Raw genomic sequence first — 17837 nt, forward strand, 5'->3', positions numbered from 1 at the left:
CGAGCGGTTCACGCAAAGTTCTTTGCGCGCTCGATATGAAGTTAGGACCATTTCATGCCCGTGATTGCCCTGGTCGATGATGACCGCAATATCCTTACCTCCGTGTCGATCGCCCTCGAAGGCGAAGGCTACCGGGTTCAAACCTACACCGATGGCTCAACCGCCCTCGACGGTTTGAAAAGCGATCCGCCCGATCTCGCGATCTTCGATATTAAGATGCCGCGAATGGACGGTATGGAGCTGTTGCGCCGCTTGCGGCAGAAATCCGACCTTCCGGTGATTTTTCTGACTTCCAAGGATGAGGAAATAGACGAACTGTTCGGCCTCAAAATGGGCGCCGACGATTTCATCCGCAAACCCTTCTCGCAGCGTCTTCTGGTCGAGCGCGTCAAGGCGATCTTGCGCCGCGCCAACCCGAAGGACGCCGCAACTCAAAAAGAAGCCGACGCGAAGATTCTGGAGCGCGGACTGCTCAAAATGGATCCGGAGCGGCACGCCTGCACCTGGAAAAATGATGCGGTGACGCTCACCGTGACCGAATTTCTGATCCTGCAAGCCCTCGCGACGCGGCCAGGGGTCGTAAAAAGCCGCAACGCTTTAATGGATGCGGCCTATGACGATCAGGTTTATGTCGACGACCGAACCATCGACAGCCACATCAAGCGCCTGCGCAAAAAATTCAAGGCCGTTGACGACGAATTCGAGATGATCGAAACGCTTTATGGGGTTGGCTATCGTTTCAAGGAGTAGAGTAGTCCGCTCGGGGGGGACGACGGGTCGATGACTGTTGAGGCGCGCGAGGAACTGAACTTCGAGCGAACGCGCGACGCCGCGCGGCGAGCGAGGCGAATGCGCCGCAGCTTTTCAGCGCGCCTGCGCGGCCTTTTTCGCGCGGTGGTTTCGCGCTTTTCATCATCTCTCACGCGACGCATCGTAGTCCTGAACCTCGGCGGTCTCGTTGCGCTGCTCGTCGGCTTTCTCTATCTCAACCAATTTCGCGAAGGCCTCATCGACGCGCGGGTGCAAAGTTTGCAGACTCAGGGCGAAATCATCGCTGCGGCGATAGCAGCCTCTGCGACGGTCGATACGGATTCGATCACACTCGATCCTGAGAAGCTGCTTCAGCTCGCGCCCGGCGAAAGCTATGGGCTCGCCGACGACACGACGCCGTCGCTGGAGTTTTCGATCAATCCCGAACGGGTCGGCCCCGTGCTTCGCCGGCTTGCCTCGCCAACGCGCACGCGCGCGCGCATCTACGATCGCGACGGCTATCTGCTGCTCGACTCGCGTTCGCTTTCCAGCCGCTCGAACATTTTGCGTTTTGATCTCCCGCCGGTTTCATCATCCGATGAGGCAAGCTCGCTCATCGATCGCACGTGGATGAAGCTGAAAAGCATTTTCTGGCGGTCGTACCTGCCGCTTTATGAAGACAGCGGCGTCGACAGCGGCAAGAACCATCCGGAAGTCCTTCTGGCTCTTGGCGGCGGCGAACAATCGGTCGTTCGCGTCAACTCCAAAGGCGAAACCATCGTCTCCGTGGCGGCGCCCATTCAGCGCTTCCGCGTCGTGCGCGGCGCGCTTCTGCTCTCGACGCAGGGCGGCGACATAGACAAGCTTATCGCGTCGGAGCGCTGGGCCATCGTCCGCATCTTCCTTGCCTCCGCCGTCATCATGTTTCTTCTGTCGCTGTTCACCGCGGGCACGATCGCCGAGCCGATACGCCGACTCGCCGAGGCGGCGGAACGGGTCCGGCGCGGCACGAAATTCCGCCGCGAAATTCCCAATTTCACCGACCGTTCGGACGAGATCGGCCATTTGTCCGGCGTTCTGCGCGACATGACCAAGGCGCTCTATGATCGGATCGAGGCGATTGAAAGCTTCGCCGCCGACGTCGCGCATGAATTAAAGAATCCGCTGACCTCATTGCGCAGCGCGGTCGAGACCTTGCCCATCGCCCGCAAACCAGAATCGCAACAGCGTCTCCTCGCCATCATCGAGCACGACGTTCGTCGCCTCGACCGGCTGATCAGCGACATCTCCGACGCATCAAGGCTCGACGCCGAGCTGGCGCGCGCCGAAATGGAGATGGTTGATCTCGAACTTATCCTAAACGCCGTCGTCTCGATGGCAAATCAGGTGAACGCCGAACCGAATGTTCACGTCAGCCTCACCGTCGCCCGCAACAGCTATCAAGACGAAAGCCGCAAGCTCAACTTTCGCGTTCTTGGATATGACTCACGCCTCGCTCAGGTTTTTAATAATCTGATCGACAACGCCAGATCATTCTCCAACCCAGGCGGATGGGTTCGGGTGCATTTGCGCGCCGCAAAGGATTGCGCCGACAATGGCGATTGGCGAGAGGGTTTTGAAGTCATCGTCGATGATGACGGACCGGGCATTCCGGCCGAAGCCCTCGAACGTATTTTCGAACGATTCTATACGGATAGGCCCAGTCAGGGCTTTGGCCAGAATTCGGGGCTCGGCTTGTCGATCTCGCGCCAGATCATCGAAGCCCACGGCGGGCGCATATCCGCGATCAACCGCGTCGGGGCGATCACCGAAGACGAAGAGGCACCCGTGCTAGGCGCGCGCCTATTGATTTGGCTGCCCAAAGCGTGACGACGCGATCGCCGTCTCAACCGAAGCGCGAGCGATATTCCTAGCAAATGTCTCCGATCGATGTTCATGCGAGCGCCGTCGTCATCGAGGAGGCTGGAATCCTCATCCGCGGCGCATCTGGATCGGGAAAAAGCAGCCTCGCTTTGGCCTTGATCGCTGCGGCCGAAAGCGCCGGATCCTTCGCAAGACTTGTCGGCGACGACAGAATTGGTCTCGAGAGCCGCGGCGGTCGCTTGATCGCGCGGGGCCATCCGTTGATCCTCGGGCGGATCGAGCAACGCGGCCAAGGCATCCTGCCGACGCCTTTCGTCGCCGCGGCAATAGTGCGGCTGGTCGTCGATCTCGTTCCGCCGGACAGAACGCCGCCGCGTTGTCCCGAGCCGGAGGAAGATCGCTTGCTCTTGGCCGGCGTAAGCTTGCCGCTGCTCATCCTGCGGCAAAGCGGCGCAACTTGCGATTTAGCTGCTTCTACGCTGCGGCGTCTCCGCTTGACGCGCCATTAATGATATCTTCATGAAAGAAAAGCCACGATAATCCGACGGAGAACGATTCATTTTACTTGCCAAGATCGCCGCAACGCACAAAATAGCGTTGCTTAATGGTCTTCAAGAGGTCTTTGCAGAGAGAGTCGCCGGCGCCGCCACGGAGCCGAAGGGACCATCCAAATCAGAACCTTCCTAACTCTAGATCTTTCAATCAAGTCCGCCGATACAGACCTTTGCTGTATCGGATTTTTCGGCGCCGGATCTTCTGAACCGGACCTTCTTAAAAATGCGTGGTCCTTTCCTTGACGAATGCTGCCCTGCCGGCGCTGATCTCAAACGGAGTTCCTGAATGAGCAGGCGCATCCGATGATTGGAATGGTTCTTGTAACCCACGGCCATCTCGCGACAGCCTTTCGCGCCGCGCTGGAGCATGTGGTGGGTCCGCAAAAACAGATCGAAACAATTTCGATCGGGCCGGACGATGATATCGAGCAACGCCGCAAAGACATCGTCGCCGCGGTCGGCGATGTCGATAGCGGGTTTGGCGTCGTCGTGCTGACCGATATGTTCGGCGGCACGCCATCCAATCTCGCCATATCGGTTATGAACGGCGCTCATGTCGAGGTGGTCGCCGGCATTAATCTGCCGATGCTGATCAAGCTCGCTTCCGTGCGCGAAAGCTCAAGTCTCGAACAGGCTGTGATTCAGGCGCAGGACGCTGGCCGCAAATATATTTATGTTGCGAGCCGCGTTTTGAGTGGACAGTAGTGGAAGAGGACCCCGATCAATACGGAGCCGAAGATTGTCCCGCCGGCCAATCGCCGGACGGGGCGCTAGTGCGCGAGCTTACGATCCTCAATCGCAAAGGCTTGCATGCGCGCGCGACGGCGAAGTTCGTGCGCTGCGTCGATAGTTTTGACGCGTGCGTAATGGTTGGCCGCTGCGGAGAAATGGTTGGCGGCGCGTCGATCATGGGCATTCTCACGCTCGGAGCGGGCGCGGGGATGACGATCACCGTGACCGCGACCGGACGGCAGGCGGAACAGGCCCTCGACGCGATCGAAGCTCTCGTTGCCGAGCGCTTCGGCGAGGATGAATGAGCGCGAACGCCGCATATGCTTCCCCCTCGCATCAATTCATTGAGCGTCGTTGAATTTGCCGGCGAGCGCGGCATCGCACCCCTCCGTAGCGGGAGCTAACGACATGCCGCCATCGCGGCCCTCGGCGCGAACCCAGGGCGGATTAGCCGCGGTCCTCGCTCTGATCGCCGGATATGTCGACTCCTATGGTTTTCTGAACTATCGGGTCTACGCATCCTTCATGAGCGGCGACACCACGCAAACCGGCCTGCAGGCCGGCCAGCGAAGGCTGGCGGAAGCGGGGCATAATTTGCTGCCTATCCCGCTCTTCGTCATTGGCGTCTTTTTGGGAACGCTCATCACCCATTCTGGCCTGCGCCACCCGTTGCGCTGGCTCCTTGCGCTCGTCGCGGCGCTGCTCATTATCGATATGGGCGCCGTTTACCTTGGCGCCGCCGATTGGCTCAGCATCGCAATACTTAGCCTAGCGATGGGGATGATGAATTCCGCGCTCAGCCGCGTTGGCGGCCAGTCGATAAGTCTCGGGTATGTCACGGGCGGCCTCAACAATGTGGGGCGGCACCTTGCGCTGGCTGTCAAGCGCGCGCCGTTGGCTGACGCACAGGGCCAATCGGATACCCACGGGCGACGAGCGGCGCTGCTCGCGGGCATATGGCTCGCCTTCGTCGTCGGGGCGCTGCTCGCCGGGGCCGCGACGCCGAGCTTCGCCGTTCGCACATTACTGGCGCCCACACTGGTTTTGCTGGCGCTGGCCGCGTCCATCCGCTTTCCATTGGCGGACTGAGGCGCGGGTTGATTTCCTTTCCGACCGCGCCACGCGGCGGTCAGCGCAGCGGTTCAACGTTTTGGTTGAGGCTGAAGAAGTTTGTTGGATCGTATTTGGTCTTGAGCTCAGCCAGCCGTTTGTAATTGCTTCCGAACGCCGCCTTGACCGCGTCCGGCTTCTCGTCGCCAAGATAATTCAGCATATAGGCGCCGCTTGAGTACGGCTTCAGCGCATCCGAGGCGGCGCGCGCCCAGCCGATGTGCTTTTCGCTCTCAGCGGCGTTCGTCCACTGCGCCGCGATCTGGACATTGTACTCCGCTTGCCGCTGCGCGAATGCCGTGTCGGCAGCGCCTACTCTGCCTGCCGCGCCGCCGAACAGCTCTATAACGATGCCGGACAGCGGCGATTCCGCCCGGTTAGCGTAGTCAATGATCGCGTCGATGGCGTCGTCGCTGAGTTCTTTCAGGAAAGTCGATTTCCAATAATTGTGCGAGCCGTCCGGAGAGCCGCCGTCGAGAAGCTTCTGCATCGCCGGCATCGGCATGGGTTGTATCGCGTCAAGAATCGGCGAGCCGAAAGAGCGCAAAGGCTTCAGGACGCGCTCGCCCTCGCTTAGATCGCCGCAGTAACAAGGCAGCACGCCGACGACCGGCATGCCGTCCGGCAATGATATCAGACCGGCGAAGGCCGTCAGTTCATCCGGCGCGGACGCCATGAATGCGCGGTAGTGGCGCAACACGGCGGCAGCCTGATCGCGCGTATAGAGGAGCAAGCCGCCCAGCACGGACGAAACCGGGTGCGCCCGGTACAGGAAGGACGTTACGACGCCGAAATTTCCGCCGCCGCCTCGTAGGCCCCAGAACAAATCCGCGTTGACGTCGGCATTGGCGGTGACGACCCTAGCCTCAGCGGTAACGACTTCGCAGGAAAGGAGATTGTCGCTCGTCAGCCCATATTTGCGGACCAGCCATCCAATGCCGCCGCCCAGCGTGAGACCCGCAATGCCTGTTTTGGAGACGGTTCCGACCGGCACGGCGAGACCGTGCAGATGAGTTTCACGATCAACGTCGCATAACAGCGCCCCCGCCTGCACCCGAACCGTGCGCAGCGCTGGGTCAACGAAGATGCCCTTCATCGCCGATAGATCGATGACGATTCCATCGTCGCATAAAGCCCTTCCGCCAACATTATGGCCGCCGCTCTTGACCGCGACGAGCAGATCATTCGCGCGCGCGAACTTGACCGCGCGGACGACGTCCGAGACCCCCGAACAGCGGGCGATCAAGCCAGGGCGCTTGTCGATGTTCGCGTTCCAGATTTTGCGCGCGACATCGTAGCCGGCATCGCCCGGCAGCGTGACCCGTCCGTCGAACTCAGATTTGAAAGCGCCGACGGTCGCATCGTCTACAGAGGCTCCATCGCGTCGTTTGAGCGTCGCAGTTTTCACGTTCCACCTCTGCTAATAGGACTTAGGGCCGGAAGAAATAGTCGCAAGGAGTTACGCCTCGATTGCGAGCGCAAGTTGTAGCGTTACGAATGTAATGAAAGCCTTGCGCGACGAGCGCCCAAAACTCTTCCGGCTCATGACTGTCGGTCAGCCCTTGGCTCACCGATTTGTGGCTCGCAAAATCGTCGATTAGCCTATAGCCGAGAAGGCGCCGCCGCAGACGCTAATCGCACCCCCTGGCAGTATGTTTCGTTTGCGCGGCCGGGCCGACAGATGCGTAGATCGTTCGGCCGCGGACAGGCCATTGGACGAGAAGGAAAACGACATGGTGAGCAAAGCGCTATTTGTGCGTCTGGAAGCAAAACCGGGCAAGGAGGCTGATGTTGAGGCTTTTCTGCGCAGCGCCCTGCCGCTCGTGGAACAGGAGCCCGCTACAAAGGCCTGGTTCGCGGTGCGCTTTGGCCCTTCCACCTTCGCGATTTTCGATGCGTTTCCCCATGAGGCGGGGCGCGATGCGCATCTTTCAGGAAAGGTTGCCGCAGCGCTGATGGCGAGAGCCGATGAACTCTTCGCAACCCCGCCCAAGATCGAGAAGCTGGACGTTCTCGCCGACAAGTTGCCGCGCTCTTAAGCGCATAGCTTCTGCCTTCCCTCGACCGCCCGCTCATACGATTGTCGAGGCTGCGAACAATCGAACATCTTGTTGAGTGGATACGACCCGCTCAACAAGCCAGCGCCTGGAGCCCAAAAACCCTCACGTGGATTTGCGCCGGTCAAGGCTCGCCGTTGGGCGAGCCGGCGTTAGAACGTCATGCGCGCGGTGAGGATCCAGGCATGATTGAACAGAGGCGTCAGCGGATTATGCTCTACTCAACCGGCTCGCTGGATGAGATCTCAATCCCAAAGCCGGAGAGGCCGACATAAGTCATTGGAGCCGAGGTGCGCAGCCGGATCGAGGAGATCCCAAGATCGCGAAGGATCTGGGCGCCGAGACCGACCTCTCGCCACGCCTTGGTCCGCTGCGACTCCGAATCAAAGGCCGGCGCGCCCGCGATGGTGACAGGAACGCCCGCCGTGCCATCGCGCAAATAGATAAAGACGCCGCGTCCGCTTTTCTTGAAAGAGGCCAAAGTCTTGCGAATGCTGTCGCCGCCGGTGATCACGTCGGCGATAATGTCGGCGCGATGCAGCCGCGTCGGCATATCGCGGCCATCGCCGATGTCGCCCTGCACAAAAGCGAAATGCTGAACTTGATCGAAGGGCGTGACATAGGCGTAACCTGTGAGCGGACCGCTCGGCCCTTGCACCGAAAATGTGTTGACGCGCTCGACTATTCTTTCGCGGGCTTGCCGATAGGCGATCAAATCCGCGACCGAGATCCGCTTCAAGCCATGCTCTTCCGCAAACACCTCGATCTGCGAGCCGGCCATCACCGTCCCATCGTCATTAGCCAGTTCGCAAATGACGCCAACCGGAGGCAGCCCAGCTAACCGCACAAGATCGATCGCCGCTTCCGTATGGCCGGAACGCATCAGCACGCCGCCCTCTTTCGCGATGAGCGGAAAAACATGTCCGGGCCGAACGAAATCCGCAGCCCCCATATTGCCGTTGGCGAGCGCGCGGACCGTATTGCTGCGCTGTTCGGCGGAAATGCCGGTCGTCAGCCCATGTTTGGCGTCGATCGAGACCGTGAAAGCGGTCCCGTGCGGAGCGTCATTCATCGCGACCATCGGCTGAAGATTGAGCCGCCGGGCGTCGGCCGCGGTAATTGGGGTGCAGACGATGCCGCAACAATTGCGAATGATGAAGGCCATCTTCTCCGGCGTGCAGAGGGAGGCGGCGCAGACGAGATCGCCCTCGTTCTCGCGATCGTCGTCATCGGTGACGATGACGATTTCTCCGTGCGCAATGGCCTCGATGGCCTGGGTGACTGAATTGGCCATTGCCGCAACCTCCATTGTTTTGCCGAGCTCGAGAAAGTCATTCGGCGTGACGGCTCCGCTGGTCTCGCGCAAAATCTGCTGCGCCGTCTCGCGCGAAACCCAGGCGTCATCCTGATTGCAGAACTGCGAAATAGACCCTTTCGATAGGCCGACCCTGCGCGCAAAATCCGCGCGGCTGACATTGTTCCGCTTCAGCCAATCACCAAGTTTCATGCGAAGATCCGCGTGTGTTTACCCGCGTGATATGGGCGTCCTGGTGCGTTTAGTCAAACTAAACGAACTCTATTCCCCGCTGTTTGGCAGCACTAAACATGGCTTTTACCCGGTGAACGGCCATTCTCGGCCTTCGCCGATCTGGCCGCGATGGCGCAAAAACTGGTCGGCGAGTACGCAGGCGACCATGGCCTCGCCGACGGGAACGGCCCTGATGCCAACGCACGGATCATGGCGCCCCTTGGTGACGATCTCCGTTTCGGCGCCGGTGCGATCGATGGTCAGGCGTGGTTGCAGGATCGAGGAGGTCGGCTTCACCGCAAAGCGCGCAACAATCGGCTGACCCGTCGAAATGCCGCCCAAAATGCCGCCTGCATGGTTCGATAAAAACAAGGGCGCGCCGTCATTGCCAAAGCGCATTTCATCGGCGTTGGCCTCGCCGGAAAGTTCCGCACTGGCGAACCCCTCGCCGATTTCGACGCCCTTCACCGCATTGATCGACATTAAGGCGCTGGCTAACTCAGCATCGAGCTTGCCATAAATCGGCGCCCCCCACCCGGCGGGCGCATTTTCCGCCACGATTTCGATCACCGCGCCAATCGAAGAACCAGCTTTGCGCACCCCGTCGAGGTAGCCTTCAAAAAATGCCGCCGCCTTGGCGTCGGGGCAAAAGAACGGATTTCTGGCGCATTCGTCCCAGTCCCAATTGGCTCGATCAATTTTATGCGGACCAATCTGAACCAACGCACCGCGAATCAGAACGCCGGGAATAATCTTTCGCGCAACGGCCCCAGCGGCGACGCGGGTCGCCGTCTCGCGGGCGGAAGCGCGGCCGCCGCCGCGATGATCGCGAACGCCATATTTGACGTCATAGGTGAAATCGGCGTGGCCCGGCCGATAGACGTCCTTGATCGCGTCGTAATCCTTCGAGCGCTGATCCGTATTCTCGATCACCAGCGCAATCGGCGTCCCCGTGGTCACCTGATGGCCGCTTTTTGCGTCGAGAAACACGCCGGACAGAATTTTGACCCGGTCCGCCTCCTGCCGCTGCGTGGTGAATCGATTGAGACCCGGGCGGCGGCGCTCAAGAAACGTCTGGATCTCCTCCTCGGTGAGTTCGATCAAGGGCGGGCAACCATCGACGACGCAGCCGATCGCAGGCCCATGGCTTTCGCCAAAGGTCGTCACGCGGAAAAGGTGGCCAAAGCTATTATGCGACATGGGCTAGCGATCAATGAGACAAGGGAACCGAATGTCCGGCGGAGCCTAGCGCATTACCCTTTTTCGCGCATCAAGCGACCCTTTTCGCGGTTCCAATCGCGCTTTTTCTCGGTCTCGCGCTTATCGTGCAGCTGCTTGCCGCGCGCCAGGGCGATCTCGATTTTCGCCCTGCCCTTTTCGTTGAAATAGATCTTGAGAGGCACGATGGTCATGCCCTCGCGCTCCGTGCCCTGCGCCAGCTTTGCGATCTCGCGCATGTTGAGCAATAGCTTTCGCGGCCGTTTCGGCTCATGATTGAACCGGTTGGCCTGCAGATATTCTGGAATGGTCGCGTTGAGGAGAAAGAGTTCGCCCGAGCGCTCGACGGAGGCGTAACTTTCGGCGATCGTCGCCTTGCCTGTGCGCAAGGATTTGACCTCGGTGCCGGTCAGCATCAGGCCGGCCTCGAAAACCTCGCCGATCTCATAATTATAGCGCGCCCGTCGATTTTCCGCAGCGATCTTGAACAGGCTCTCTTTCTTCGGCGCCACTCAAGCCACCTCACAGGGCGATAGCCAATCACGCATTAATGAGCCCGGCATGCGCCATCGCAGCCTTGATTGGGCCATGCGCCTTGACCGTCGCCGTCAACATAGGAAGGCGAACCTCCTCGGTGATCCTGCCGAGCGCCGCCAGCGCATGTTTCGGTCCGGCGGGATTGGGCTCGATGAACAAGGCCTGGTGCAGCGGGCTAAGCCGATCATTGATCTTCAAGGCTGTCGCGAAGTCGTTGCTGAGGCACGCCTCCTGCATCTCCGCGCATTGCCTTGGCGCGATGTTCGAGGTCACCGAGATGCAGCCATGTCCTCCGAGCGACATCACCGCCACCGCGGTCATGTCTTCGCCGGACAGCTGGATGAAATCGGGGCCGAGCGCCTGTCTTTGCTGCGCGGTGCGCGCAAGATTGCCCGTCGCGTCCTTGACGCCCGCGATGTTCTTTAATTCGAACAGCCGCTGCATGGTCTCGACCGACAGGTCAACCACGGAACGCGGCGGAATGTTGTAGAGGATGATCGGAATGCCGACCGCGTCGTTAATCGCCTTAAAGTGCTGGTATAAGCCCTCTTGCGAAGGCTTGTTGTAGTAAGGCGCCACAACGAGAAGGCCATCGGCGCCGGCTCCCTCGGCAAAACGGGCGAGCTCGACCGCCTCATGCGTATTGTTCGATCCTGTCCCGGCGAGAACGGGCACGCGCCCCCTCGCCTGCTTGATGCAGGCGGCGATGACCTCGCGGTGCTCCGAAGGCGATAAAGTCGGGCTTTCCCCGGTCGTTCCGGTGGGGGAGAGCCCATGCGTGCCGCTCTCGATCTGCCACTCGATCAGTCCCCGAAACGCCGCTTCGTCGAACTTGCCGGCCTTGAATGGGGTAACAAGCGCAGTAATGGACCCCTTAAAAGCCGCCTTCTTCGTCATCGAACGTCACCTTTCCGTAATCCGCCCGATCAACGCCGCAATTTTCAGGCTGAGTCTCAAGCGCGAGTCGAACCGCGCGAACAGAGACACATAAACGCCAAACTAAATTTCCGAAAGGGGCCTGCGGCATGAATCCCTACCTCCTCCTGCGCTAATTTGTCTCTTTGTTAATGAGAATTGGTTCACCTGGACTTCCCTTGCGCCAACTTGCGGGACTGGACGAAGCATGATCACGAGGCCATCCAATTTCAAGCTCGCCGCAGCCGCCGGCGCGTTGACAATCGGACTTTGCAGCGCGTGGATCAAACAGAACGGCGCGGATTTCGATATCTCCGAATGGCAACAAGCCGCCCAGAATCTCGTCGTCTCCGAACAGCGTTTCACGCCACCTGCAGCGCCTTTTCTCGGCGACGGCGACAGCCAAGATGACGATGAAGCAGCTTTAGCTTTGCGCAACGGCGACGCCCCTCATCCTGAGCAGACGCCGAGCGTGAACCTTGCCGATGCCTCAAAGCAGCTGGGTCTCGACATGACCGGGCTCAGCGAGGCGATCGGCTTTTACAAAACCGGCGCCCTCGCCCAGGGCGACGTCGCCGCCAAATCCGCCAAGGACAAAACCGTTCAAATCGCGCTTGAATGGGTCGCCTTGAGGACCTTTCCGCGAGAGGCCGGATTTGAACGGATTCAAGCTTTCCTGGCGGCGCATCCGTCCTGGCCGGCGCAGGATTGGCTGCGCAGGCGCAGTGAAGAAGCGCTGTTTGGCGATCATAAAAGCGCGAATCTCATCAAAACCTATTTCACCGCCTCTGAGCCGCAGACGCCGGCGGGCAGACTCGCGCTGGCCCATGTGCTGAGGGATGACGGCAAAACCGCGGAAGCCGCCGCGCTCGTTCGCGAAGTCTGGCGCGACGCCGATCTCAATGGAGCGCTCGAAGCGCGGATCCGGTCCGATTTCGGCGCCCTTCTGCAAAAAGCCGACTATAAATACCGGGCCGACCGTCTGCTCTATAAAGAGGACATGGCAGGGGCCATGCGCAGCGCGACCCTGGCCGGGCCGGACGTCGCGGCGCTCGCCAAGGCGCGAGCCGCCGTCAGCGCCGAAGCGCCCAGCGACAAGCTGCTCGCATCGGTGCCGACGCCTCTGCGCGCCGACCCCGGCTTTCAGTTCGCGATGATCCAGAAGCTGCGCCGCGCCGACAAAATCCGCGAGGCGGCCAACGCGATGCTGGCCGCCCCGCGCGATCCGGTTGTGCTCGTCAACGGCGATGAGTGGTGGGTCGAGCGGCGGCTTCTCGCCCGCAAACTGCTCGACCAGAACGACGCAAAAGCCGCCTACAAGCTCTGCGCGGAGCATTCGGCGATGACGCGCGAAATGCAGATCGAGGCCGAGTTTCACGCCGGCTGGATCGCGCTTCGCTTCCTGAATGATCCAATTCGCGCTGCCGGCCACTTCGAGGCCGTCGCCAAGCTCGCCCTGACGCCGATGTCGGCGGCGCGCGCAGCCTATTGGCGCGGCCGGGCCGCCGAGGCCTCCGCGACGGAAGGCGCGGCCGTCGCCGCCAAGACATTTTACGAGCAAGCCGCAGCCCATCCGGCGACCTACTACGGCCAGCTCGCGCTTGCCAAACTTGGGGTGAATGCGCCGCAGATCCGAACCCCCGCCGCTGAAGCGACAGGCGACGCGCGCGACGATTCGATCAAGGTTGTCGAACTGCTATACGCCATCGGCGAGAAAGGCCTCGCCAGCCCCCTCGTCGTGGAGGCGGTCCGCCATCTCGAAGATCCGGCGCAAGTCTCGGCGCTGGCGAGCATCGTCGCCAAGCAGCAGGACGCGCATCTTTCGCTCACCATCGGCAAGCTTGCCGGCCAGCGCGGCATTGCCCTCGACGCGCTTGCCTTCCCGACCTATGGCGTGCCGGCATTCGAGCCTTTGCAGAACTCGGCGGACACTTCGGTAGTCTACTCGATCGCGAGACAAGAGAGCGCGTTCGATCCCAACGCGGTCTCGAGCGCTGGGGCCAAAGGGCTGATGCAGATGATCGCCTCGACGGCGAGGCGCACCGCAGAACGCGCCGGCGTCGTCTTCGACGAGAACCGGCTTTTGTTCGATCCCGCCTTCAATGCGCGGCTGGCGGCGGCCCATCTTGGCGCGCTTCTCGCCGAGCAACGCGGCTCTTATGTGCTCGCCTTCGCCGCCTATAACGCTGGCGGCAAACGCGTGAAGCAGTGGCTCGACGCCTATGGCGATCCGCGCAGACCAGGCGTCGATCCGATCGATTGGGTCGAGCGGATTCCCATCACGGAGACGCGCAATTACGTGCAGCGCGTCCTCGAAAACCTCGGGATTTACCGAGTCCGCTTCGGCGCCCCGCCTGACTCCAACGCAGCAATTCAAAAGGCGGAAGCCAAGCTCTGAGCGTGAATCTTTGAGTATTTGAGCTTAGTCCGAGGACCCGTCCGAAGCAGGTGCGCGCGCCATTAGAGCTTCGATGTGCCGCACCAGAACCGGCGCGGCGTAGGGCTTGGACACGAATACGTCTTCGCGCGGCATAGCGCCCGGCTCGATGAAGCAGCGTCCCGACGTCAAGACCACCCCAATCTCCGGCCAGCGCTCATGAATGCGCCAGGCAAGGTCCAATCCGTCGAGCGATCCAGGCATGTCCACGTCGGTGAAGACCGCGCGCACATCTTCGCGCGAGGCAAGAACCCGGAGCGCCTCATCGGCGTTGCAAGCCTCAATCACCTCGAAACCGGCGCTCTCGAGAACATCCGTTCCGAACATCCGCACGAAGGGCTCATCCTCGACGACTAGAACGACTGAAGAGTGGTTTTGGGGCTGTTCCATGGGTCCTAAACAGCCCTATTTGAGATACGTTCCTGCGCGATCTATTTCTGGTAAAAAATTGGTTTCATTTTAAATTTAGCATTGTCGCGGCATTAATGATGGGGTGAGCCCGCTCGCCGACTCCCGGCGCCAAGGTTTGGTCTTTGACAGGATTTGGATTTCACAATGGCGCTTTCGGAGCTTCCCTTTCAAAGCCGCTTTTTTTCGGCGTCAGACGGCCTGAAACTCCACGTCCGCGACTACGGCTCGACATTGGATCCCGGCCTTCCCGTTGTCTGCCTGCCAGGATTGACGCGCAGCGCCGCCGACTTCGGGCCTCTCGCCAGCGCCCTCGCCGCAGGTCTTGCCGGCGCAAAGCGGCGGGTTCTGGCGCTCGATTATCGCGGCCGGGGCCGCTCCGATTATGATCGGGATTGGAAAAACTATAGCCTCCTGGTCGAAAACGACGACATACTCACAGTTCTGACGGCCGCCGGCATCGAGCGCGCGGTCTTTGTCGGAACCTCGCGCGGGGGCCTGCACGCCATGCTTTTGTCGGCGACGCGGCCCACAGCGATAGCCGCCGTCGTCCTGAACGACATCGGCCCGGTCGTGGAGCCGCGCGGCATGGCCCGCATTCGCAGCTATGTCGGAAAGCTGCCGCCGCCGCGGTCGCTGGCCGATGCCGTCGAGTTGCTCAAACGGTCGATGAGCGAGCAATTCAATAGCCTCAGCGAAGCCGATTGGTCGGCCTATGCGAAGATCAGTTATGCCGACGAAAAAGGACGCTTCGGGCCCCGCTATGACCCAAAGCTGAAGAAGCAACTGGAGAATCTCGACCTTGAGCAGGCCTTGCCGAGTTTCTGGCCGCAATTCGAGGGTTTGCGCAATGTTGCTCTGCTCGCCATAAGGGCGGCGAATTCCGATCTTCTCTCGCCGCAGACGCTCGCCGAAATGGCGATGCGGCACCCTCTATGCGAAACCTATGTCGTCGCCGGCCAAGGTCACCCCGCGCTTCTCCTTGACCCCGAATCGATCGGCAGGGTCTCCGCCTTCATCGCCAAGGCGGATGCGCGCGCCACTCAACCCGCGGCGGCTGACGCAGCCGCCCTTTGAGGATCGAGCCGGGGTCCGCTTCGCGCTCAAGCGCGAAGAATTTGCCCGTGATTCTGGCAAATTCCCGAATGCGGCGGCTGGACAACAGGAATGCAGCTCCTCTATAAGACGCATCTCGCGAGCGGCTTGTCCCTGGCGATGCCCAGGTAGCTCAGTTGGTAGAGCATGCGACTGAAAATCGCAGTGTCGGTGGTTCGATTCCGCCCCTGGGCACCATTGAAATCAAGGGCTTAGCTGTTTCACCAAATATATGTTAGACAAAAAGTTAGACAAATTTGTCTAGCATATGTTCACGGCAGAGTCGGCATTCAGACCGATCATTTGGAACCAAAGAAGAACGATTTCAGGAAAAAATGACCGCCGTGGAAACGAGGAAAACACGGCGGTCTTGCCAGTGAACCTGACAGGGCTCATGCCCAAATCGATAACAGCACTGTCCGAATCGCTCGCCAAGCGCCATTTCACCAATAGCGCGCTGCTATCATCTTTTTGTCCAACGGCTGGGCCATGTTACGTTTGCAACCATGGCCAAACGTCCTGCCCAGTGCCGCCCGCAAGGCCGACGTCGTCGCGGAGCGGATAACTAGTCGCGCGATCGTCCCCAAGCCGGCCGACCCAAAGCAGCGTGGCCTTTTCGACCGGCCGCTCCCCGCGTGACTCCTCGCAGGTCCGCGCATATCGGCGCTGCATCAGCCTTCTAAAAACCGCAGCAACTCAGTAGCGAATTTTTCGGGCTCTTCCAGCCATGGCATATGGCCGCTTTCTTCGAATATCACCAGTCGAGAGTTGGGGATGCTCGTATGCAGCCGCTCCGAGACCGGCATTGGACAAATCCAGTCATGCCTGCCAATCATGATCAGCACGGGAGCGCGCACCTGATGAAGCAAGGCCATTTGGTCACTTCCGGCAGCTCTGTCTGCTGCGTTCTGGGCCTCAAAAGCGTAAAAGGCGATCTGCCCGGACAGTAATTGCTCCTGGGCGAATGCCAAGTTTTTCTCCGGACTGTGAAGATATAACGGCAAAAGGGCCGCGACAAAAGCTGACAGATCGGCGTCGCTTGCGAGGGGTTTCGCCTTCCCGGAGAAATGGCCGATCGCTGCTTGCACCGCCGCTTTATACCGCGGATCTTCAGCTTTCGCCTCCAAAAATGTTTGTGTAACACCGCCTGCGCTGAAGCCAAGCATCTGGCTGTCGATAAGCACCAGCTTGGCGACACGATCCGGGTAGCGTTCCGCATAGGAGAGTGCAATGGCTCCGGAGTTTGAATGACCCAAAAGTCGAACGTTAGTAAGAGTCAGATGCTCCCGCAGCGCTTCTAAGTCATCCGCCATGTCGTCGCTGCTCATCTTCGCGCTGTCGGCTGGGCGGCTGGAGAGGCCGCTTCCGCGGGTGTCGACGAAGATGAGGCGGAACCGCTCCTGCAGAAATTTGAATCCCTTTTCCAAATAGGCGGCGCCTACTCCCCACCCCGGAGAAATGAGAAATAACAGCGGTCCGTTGCCACATACGCGGTAGTGGAGCTCGACGCCGTTCAGGTTAACGACGTGATCACCCGAATCTAGAGGATCCGTCGATGTGGCGAGGCTAGTGCCCTGTAGCGCTGTACTCATAACTACATTGTTCCTTTCAGAGGGTGGGGGTAGCGGCAAGAGACAAAATTACGTTAGATGGTAGGCCCTGTCTTTCGCGATTAAATGTGTTGCCGCTGTAAGAATTCATCCGGGGTTTATTACTTGATGACATGTCTTTCGGAGGGGTGCCTGGATCAAATCTCATCTCGAGACTGTAGAAACTCCCGAGCATCTGCGCAACCGCATGACATGACGAGATTCTTCGTCAATGTCGCAGGCTCTATTGCTGTCCCAGCAGGCGTTTTTGGGACTGGAACGAATTTTACAAGGTTTTCGAGCAGGAGCGGCAGAAGCGCCTGGCGGAGGAATATCCCATGCAAAAGCAATGGTTCTGCTTCTCGGCGCCGGGGATCGAGGATCAATATGGCCACGGCGATACGCGCGAGGCACAGGAATATGCCCGCGAGCTGGCACCGGAGTTCTCATGGCAGCCGCTTGGCCATACCGTTCACGTCGAGCCAACTGGCCTCGGCCTCGAGATAAGTGAGGCTTTGGCGGTTCTCCGCGGCGGTCACGACGTCTGATGTGCAACCTTTACTCGATGACCCGCAATCAGGATGGGGTCGGAAGTGGGCTAACGCGATTCTAAAGTCTTCAGGTCTTCGCTTCGCACGAACACGTCGCCATTGGGGCACCGGAGCCCGAGATCAAATTTAAGGCTTGCAATCCGTTCGATTTGCACTCGGTAGATCTCAAAGAGAGCGAGAGGATCTTTACTGCGAGAAGCCGACCCAACTAGCCTGTCTAAGTCATCTCTAGCGATTGCGCAGACCACAGGATTTGCGCCGTTCAGCATAGAAAACTCAACTTTGGTTAGGGCCAACCGAGCTTTGCAGCTCGAACTCGCCAACGGCATCGTAGCTTCCTCGCGTTTGCGCCGGTCCTACAAGCGGCCCGGCTCCCCGCAGGCTGGTGCCCCGCGATTTTCGACTAGACTGGAGGCCGACGCACTCCCGCCTAGCAAGCAACGCATATGGAACAGCGATGTTACGACGTGATTTCAACTTCGAAAAAAAATCG

Annotated in this window: 17 protein-coding genes and 1 tRNA gene; 11 read left to right on the plus strand and 7 right to left on the minus strand. The window is 60.0% G+C overall.

Translation table 11 applies throughout. The features are described 5' to 3' along the window. Window positions 1-54 precede the first annotated feature (54 nt). From WDN46_22835 to WDN46_22860, 6 genes are all read left to right on the plus strand, one after another. Window positions 55-750 (plus strand): response regulator transcription factor, encoded by a 696-nt coding sequence (locus tag WDN46_22835; GenBank protein MEJ0096142.1) that lies wholly within the window; start codon window positions 55-57, stop codon window positions 748-750. Window positions 751-780: 30 nt separating this feature from the next. Further along, window positions 781-2619, plus strand: coding sequence for a sensor histidine kinase (locus WDN46_22840; GenBank protein ID MEJ0096143.1), 1839 nt, complete (start codon window positions 781-783; stop codon window positions 2617-2619). Window positions 2620-2666: 47 nt separating this feature from the next. Continuing rightward, the gene (locus WDN46_22845; GenBank protein MEJ0096144.1) at window positions 2667-3122 is read left to right on the plus strand and encodes an aldolase; all 456 of its coding nucleotides are present in this window, start codon (window positions 2667-2669) and stop codon (window positions 3120-3122) included. A 348-nt stretch (window positions 3123-3470) separates the two neighbouring features. Next, complete coding sequence (locus WDN46_22850; protein ID MEJ0096145.1) at window positions 3471-3872, plus strand: PTS sugar transporter subunit IIA; 402 nt, start codon at window positions 3471-3473, stop codon at window positions 3870-3872. Then, on the plus strand, window positions 3872-4204 hold the full coding sequence (locus WDN46_22855) for an HPr family phosphocarrier protein (protein MEJ0096146.1): 333 nt from the start codon (window positions 3872-3874) through the stop codon (window positions 4202-4204). The genes WDN46_22850 and WDN46_22855 overlap by 1 nt, the downstream gene beginning before the upstream one ends. Window positions 4205-4307: 103 nt before the next feature. After that, window positions 4308-4988, plus strand: a complete 681-nt coding sequence (locus WDN46_22860) for a YoaK family protein (GenBank protein MEJ0096147.1) — start codon at window positions 4308-4310, stop codon at window positions 4986-4988. Between the two features lie 40 nt (window positions 4989-5028). On the opposite strand, the gene WDN46_22865 is transcribed toward WDN46_22860, so the two are convergent. Then, a complete protein-coding gene (locus tag WDN46_22865; protein MEJ0096148.1) occupies window positions 5029-6417 on the minus strand; it encodes an FAD-binding oxidoreductase in 1389 nt (462 codons plus the stop codon). Between the two features lie 325 nt (window positions 6418-6742). Here WDN46_22865 and WDN46_22870 point away from each other — a divergent pair, with 325 nt between their 5' ends. Beyond that, window positions 6743-7048 (plus strand): antibiotic biosynthesis monooxygenase, encoded by a 306-nt coding sequence (locus WDN46_22870; GenBank protein ID MEJ0096149.1) that lies wholly within the window; start codon window positions 6743-6745, stop codon window positions 7046-7048. A 235-nt stretch (window positions 7049-7283) separates the two neighbouring features. Here the strand turns inward: WDN46_22870 and ribB are convergent, their stop codons facing one another. The 4 genes from ribB to dapA all read right to left on the minus strand — a co-directional run bounded on the left by ribB (window position 7284) and on the right by dapA (window position 11246). Further along, on the minus strand, window positions 7284-8573 hold the full coding sequence (gene ribB, locus WDN46_22875; protein ID MEJ0096150.1) for a 3,4-dihydroxy-2-butanone-4-phosphate synthase: 1290 nt from the start codon (window positions 8571-8573) through the stop codon (window positions 7284-7286). A gap of 105 nt (window positions 8574-8678) precedes the next feature. After that, entirely contained in the window at window positions 8679-9794 is a 1116-nt protein-coding gene (gene aroC, locus WDN46_22880) for a chorismate synthase (protein MEJ0096151.1), read from the minus strand. 53 nt (window positions 9795-9847) lie between these two features. Then, window positions 9848-10324 (minus strand): SsrA-binding protein SmpB, encoded by a 477-nt coding sequence (gene smpB / locus WDN46_22885; GenBank protein MEJ0096152.1) that lies wholly within the window; start codon window positions 10322-10324, stop codon window positions 9848-9850. A 28-nt stretch (window positions 10325-10352) separates the two neighbouring features. Beyond that, the gene (gene dapA, locus WDN46_22890) at window positions 10353-11246 is read right to left on the minus strand and encodes a 4-hydroxy-tetrahydrodipicolinate synthase (protein MEJ0096153.1); all 894 of its coding nucleotides are present in this window, start codon (window positions 11244-11246) and stop codon (window positions 10353-10355) included. 226 nt (window positions 11247-11472) lie between these two features. Here dapA and WDN46_22895 point away from each other — a divergent pair, with 226 nt between their 5' ends. Then, the gene (locus WDN46_22895) at window positions 11473-13662 is read left to right on the plus strand and encodes a lytic transglycosylase domain-containing protein (GenBank protein MEJ0096154.1); all 2190 of its coding nucleotides are present in this window, start codon (window positions 11473-11475) and stop codon (window positions 13660-13662) included. Between the two features lie 24 nt (window positions 13663-13686). Here WDN46_22895 and WDN46_22900 read toward each other — a convergent pair whose 3' ends face one another. Beyond that, window positions 13687-14091, minus strand: coding sequence for a response regulator (locus WDN46_22900; GenBank protein MEJ0096155.1), 405 nt, complete (start codon window positions 14089-14091; stop codon window positions 13687-13689). A gap of 165 nt (window positions 14092-14256) precedes the next feature. Between WDN46_22900 and WDN46_22905 the strand changes: the two genes are divergently transcribed. Together WDN46_22905 and WDN46_22910 are read left to right on the plus strand one after the other, a co-directional pair. Further along, complete coding sequence (locus tag WDN46_22905) at window positions 14257-15186, plus strand: alpha/beta hydrolase (GenBank protein MEJ0096156.1); 930 nt, start codon at window positions 14257-14259, stop codon at window positions 15184-15186. A gap of 140 nt (window positions 15187-15326) precedes the next feature. Further along, window positions 15327-15402 (plus strand) — tRNA-Phe (locus WDN46_22910). Window positions 15403-15875: 473 nt separating this feature from the next. On the opposite strand, the gene WDN46_22915 is transcribed toward WDN46_22910, so the two are convergent. After that, window positions 15876-16796: an alpha/beta hydrolase gene (locus tag WDN46_22915; GenBank protein MEJ0096157.1), complete on the minus strand. Its 921-nt coding sequence runs from the start codon at window positions 16794-16796 to the stop codon at window positions 15876-15878. A 335-nt stretch (window positions 16797-17131) separates the two neighbouring features. On the opposite strand from WDN46_22915, the gene WDN46_22920 reads away from it, so the two are divergent. After that, a complete protein-coding gene (locus WDN46_22920) occupies window positions 17132-17341 on the plus strand; it encodes a hypothetical protein (GenBank protein MEJ0096158.1) in 210 nt (69 codons plus the stop codon). Window positions 17342-17837: the final 496 nt, after the last annotated feature.

The organism is Methylocella sp. (assembly GCA_037200525.1).
Lineage (GTDB): Bacteria > Pseudomonadota > Alphaproteobacteria > Rhizobiales > Beijerinckiaceae > Methylocapsa.

Bases quoted from the DNA above. Each gene is read 5' to 3' on its own strand.
- WDN46_22835 (MEJ0096142.1), top strand. From the start codon at position 55: ATGCCCGTGATTGCCCTGGTCGATGATGACCGCAATATCCTTACCTCC.
- WDN46_22840 (MEJ0096143.1), top strand. From the start codon at position 781: ATGACTGTTGAGGCGCGCGAGGAACTGAACTTCGAGCGAACGCGCGAC.
- WDN46_22845 (MEJ0096144.1), top strand. From the start codon at position 2,667: ATGTCTCCGATCGATGTTCATGCGAGCGCCGTCGTCATCGAGGAGGCT.
- WDN46_22850 (MEJ0096145.1), top strand. From the start codon at position 3,471: ATGATTGGAATGGTTCTTGTAACCCACGGCCATCTCGCGACAGCCTTT.
- WDN46_22860 (MEJ0096147.1), top strand. From the start codon at position 4,308: ATGCCGCCATCGCGGCCCTCGGCGCGAACCCAGGGCGGATTAGCCGCG.
- WDN46_22870 (MEJ0096149.1), top strand. From the start codon at position 6,743: ATGGTGAGCAAAGCGCTATTTGTGCGTCTGGAAGCAAAACCGGGCAAG.
- ribB (MEJ0096150.1), bottom strand. From the start codon at position 8,573: ATGAAACTTGGTGATTGGCTGAAGCGGAACAATGTCAGCCGCGCGGAT.
- aroC (MEJ0096151.1), bottom strand. From the start codon at position 9,794: ATGTCGCATAATAGCTTTGGCCACCTTTTCCGCGTGACGACCTTTGGC.
- dapA (MEJ0096153.1), bottom strand. From the start codon at position 11,246: ATGACGAAGAAGGCGGCTTTTAAGGGGTCCATTACTGCGCTTGTTACC.
- WDN46_22895 (MEJ0096154.1), top strand. From the start codon at position 11,473: ATGATCACGAGGCCATCCAATTTCAAGCTCGCCGCAGCCGCCGGCGCG.
- WDN46_22900 (MEJ0096155.1), bottom strand. From the start codon at position 14,091: ATGGAACAGCCCCAAAACCACTCTTCAGTCGTTCTAGTCGTCGAGGAT.
- WDN46_22905 (MEJ0096156.1), top strand. From the start codon at position 14,257: ATGGCGCTTTCGGAGCTTCCCTTTCAAAGCCGCTTTTTTTCGGCGTCA.
- WDN46_22915 (MEJ0096157.1), bottom strand. From the start codon at position 16,796: ATGAGTACAGCGCTACAGGGCACTAGCCTCGCCACATCGACGGATCCT.
- WDN46_22920 (MEJ0096158.1), top strand. From the start codon at position 17,132: ATGCAAAAGCAATGGTTCTGCTTCTCGGCGCCGGGGATCGAGGATCAA.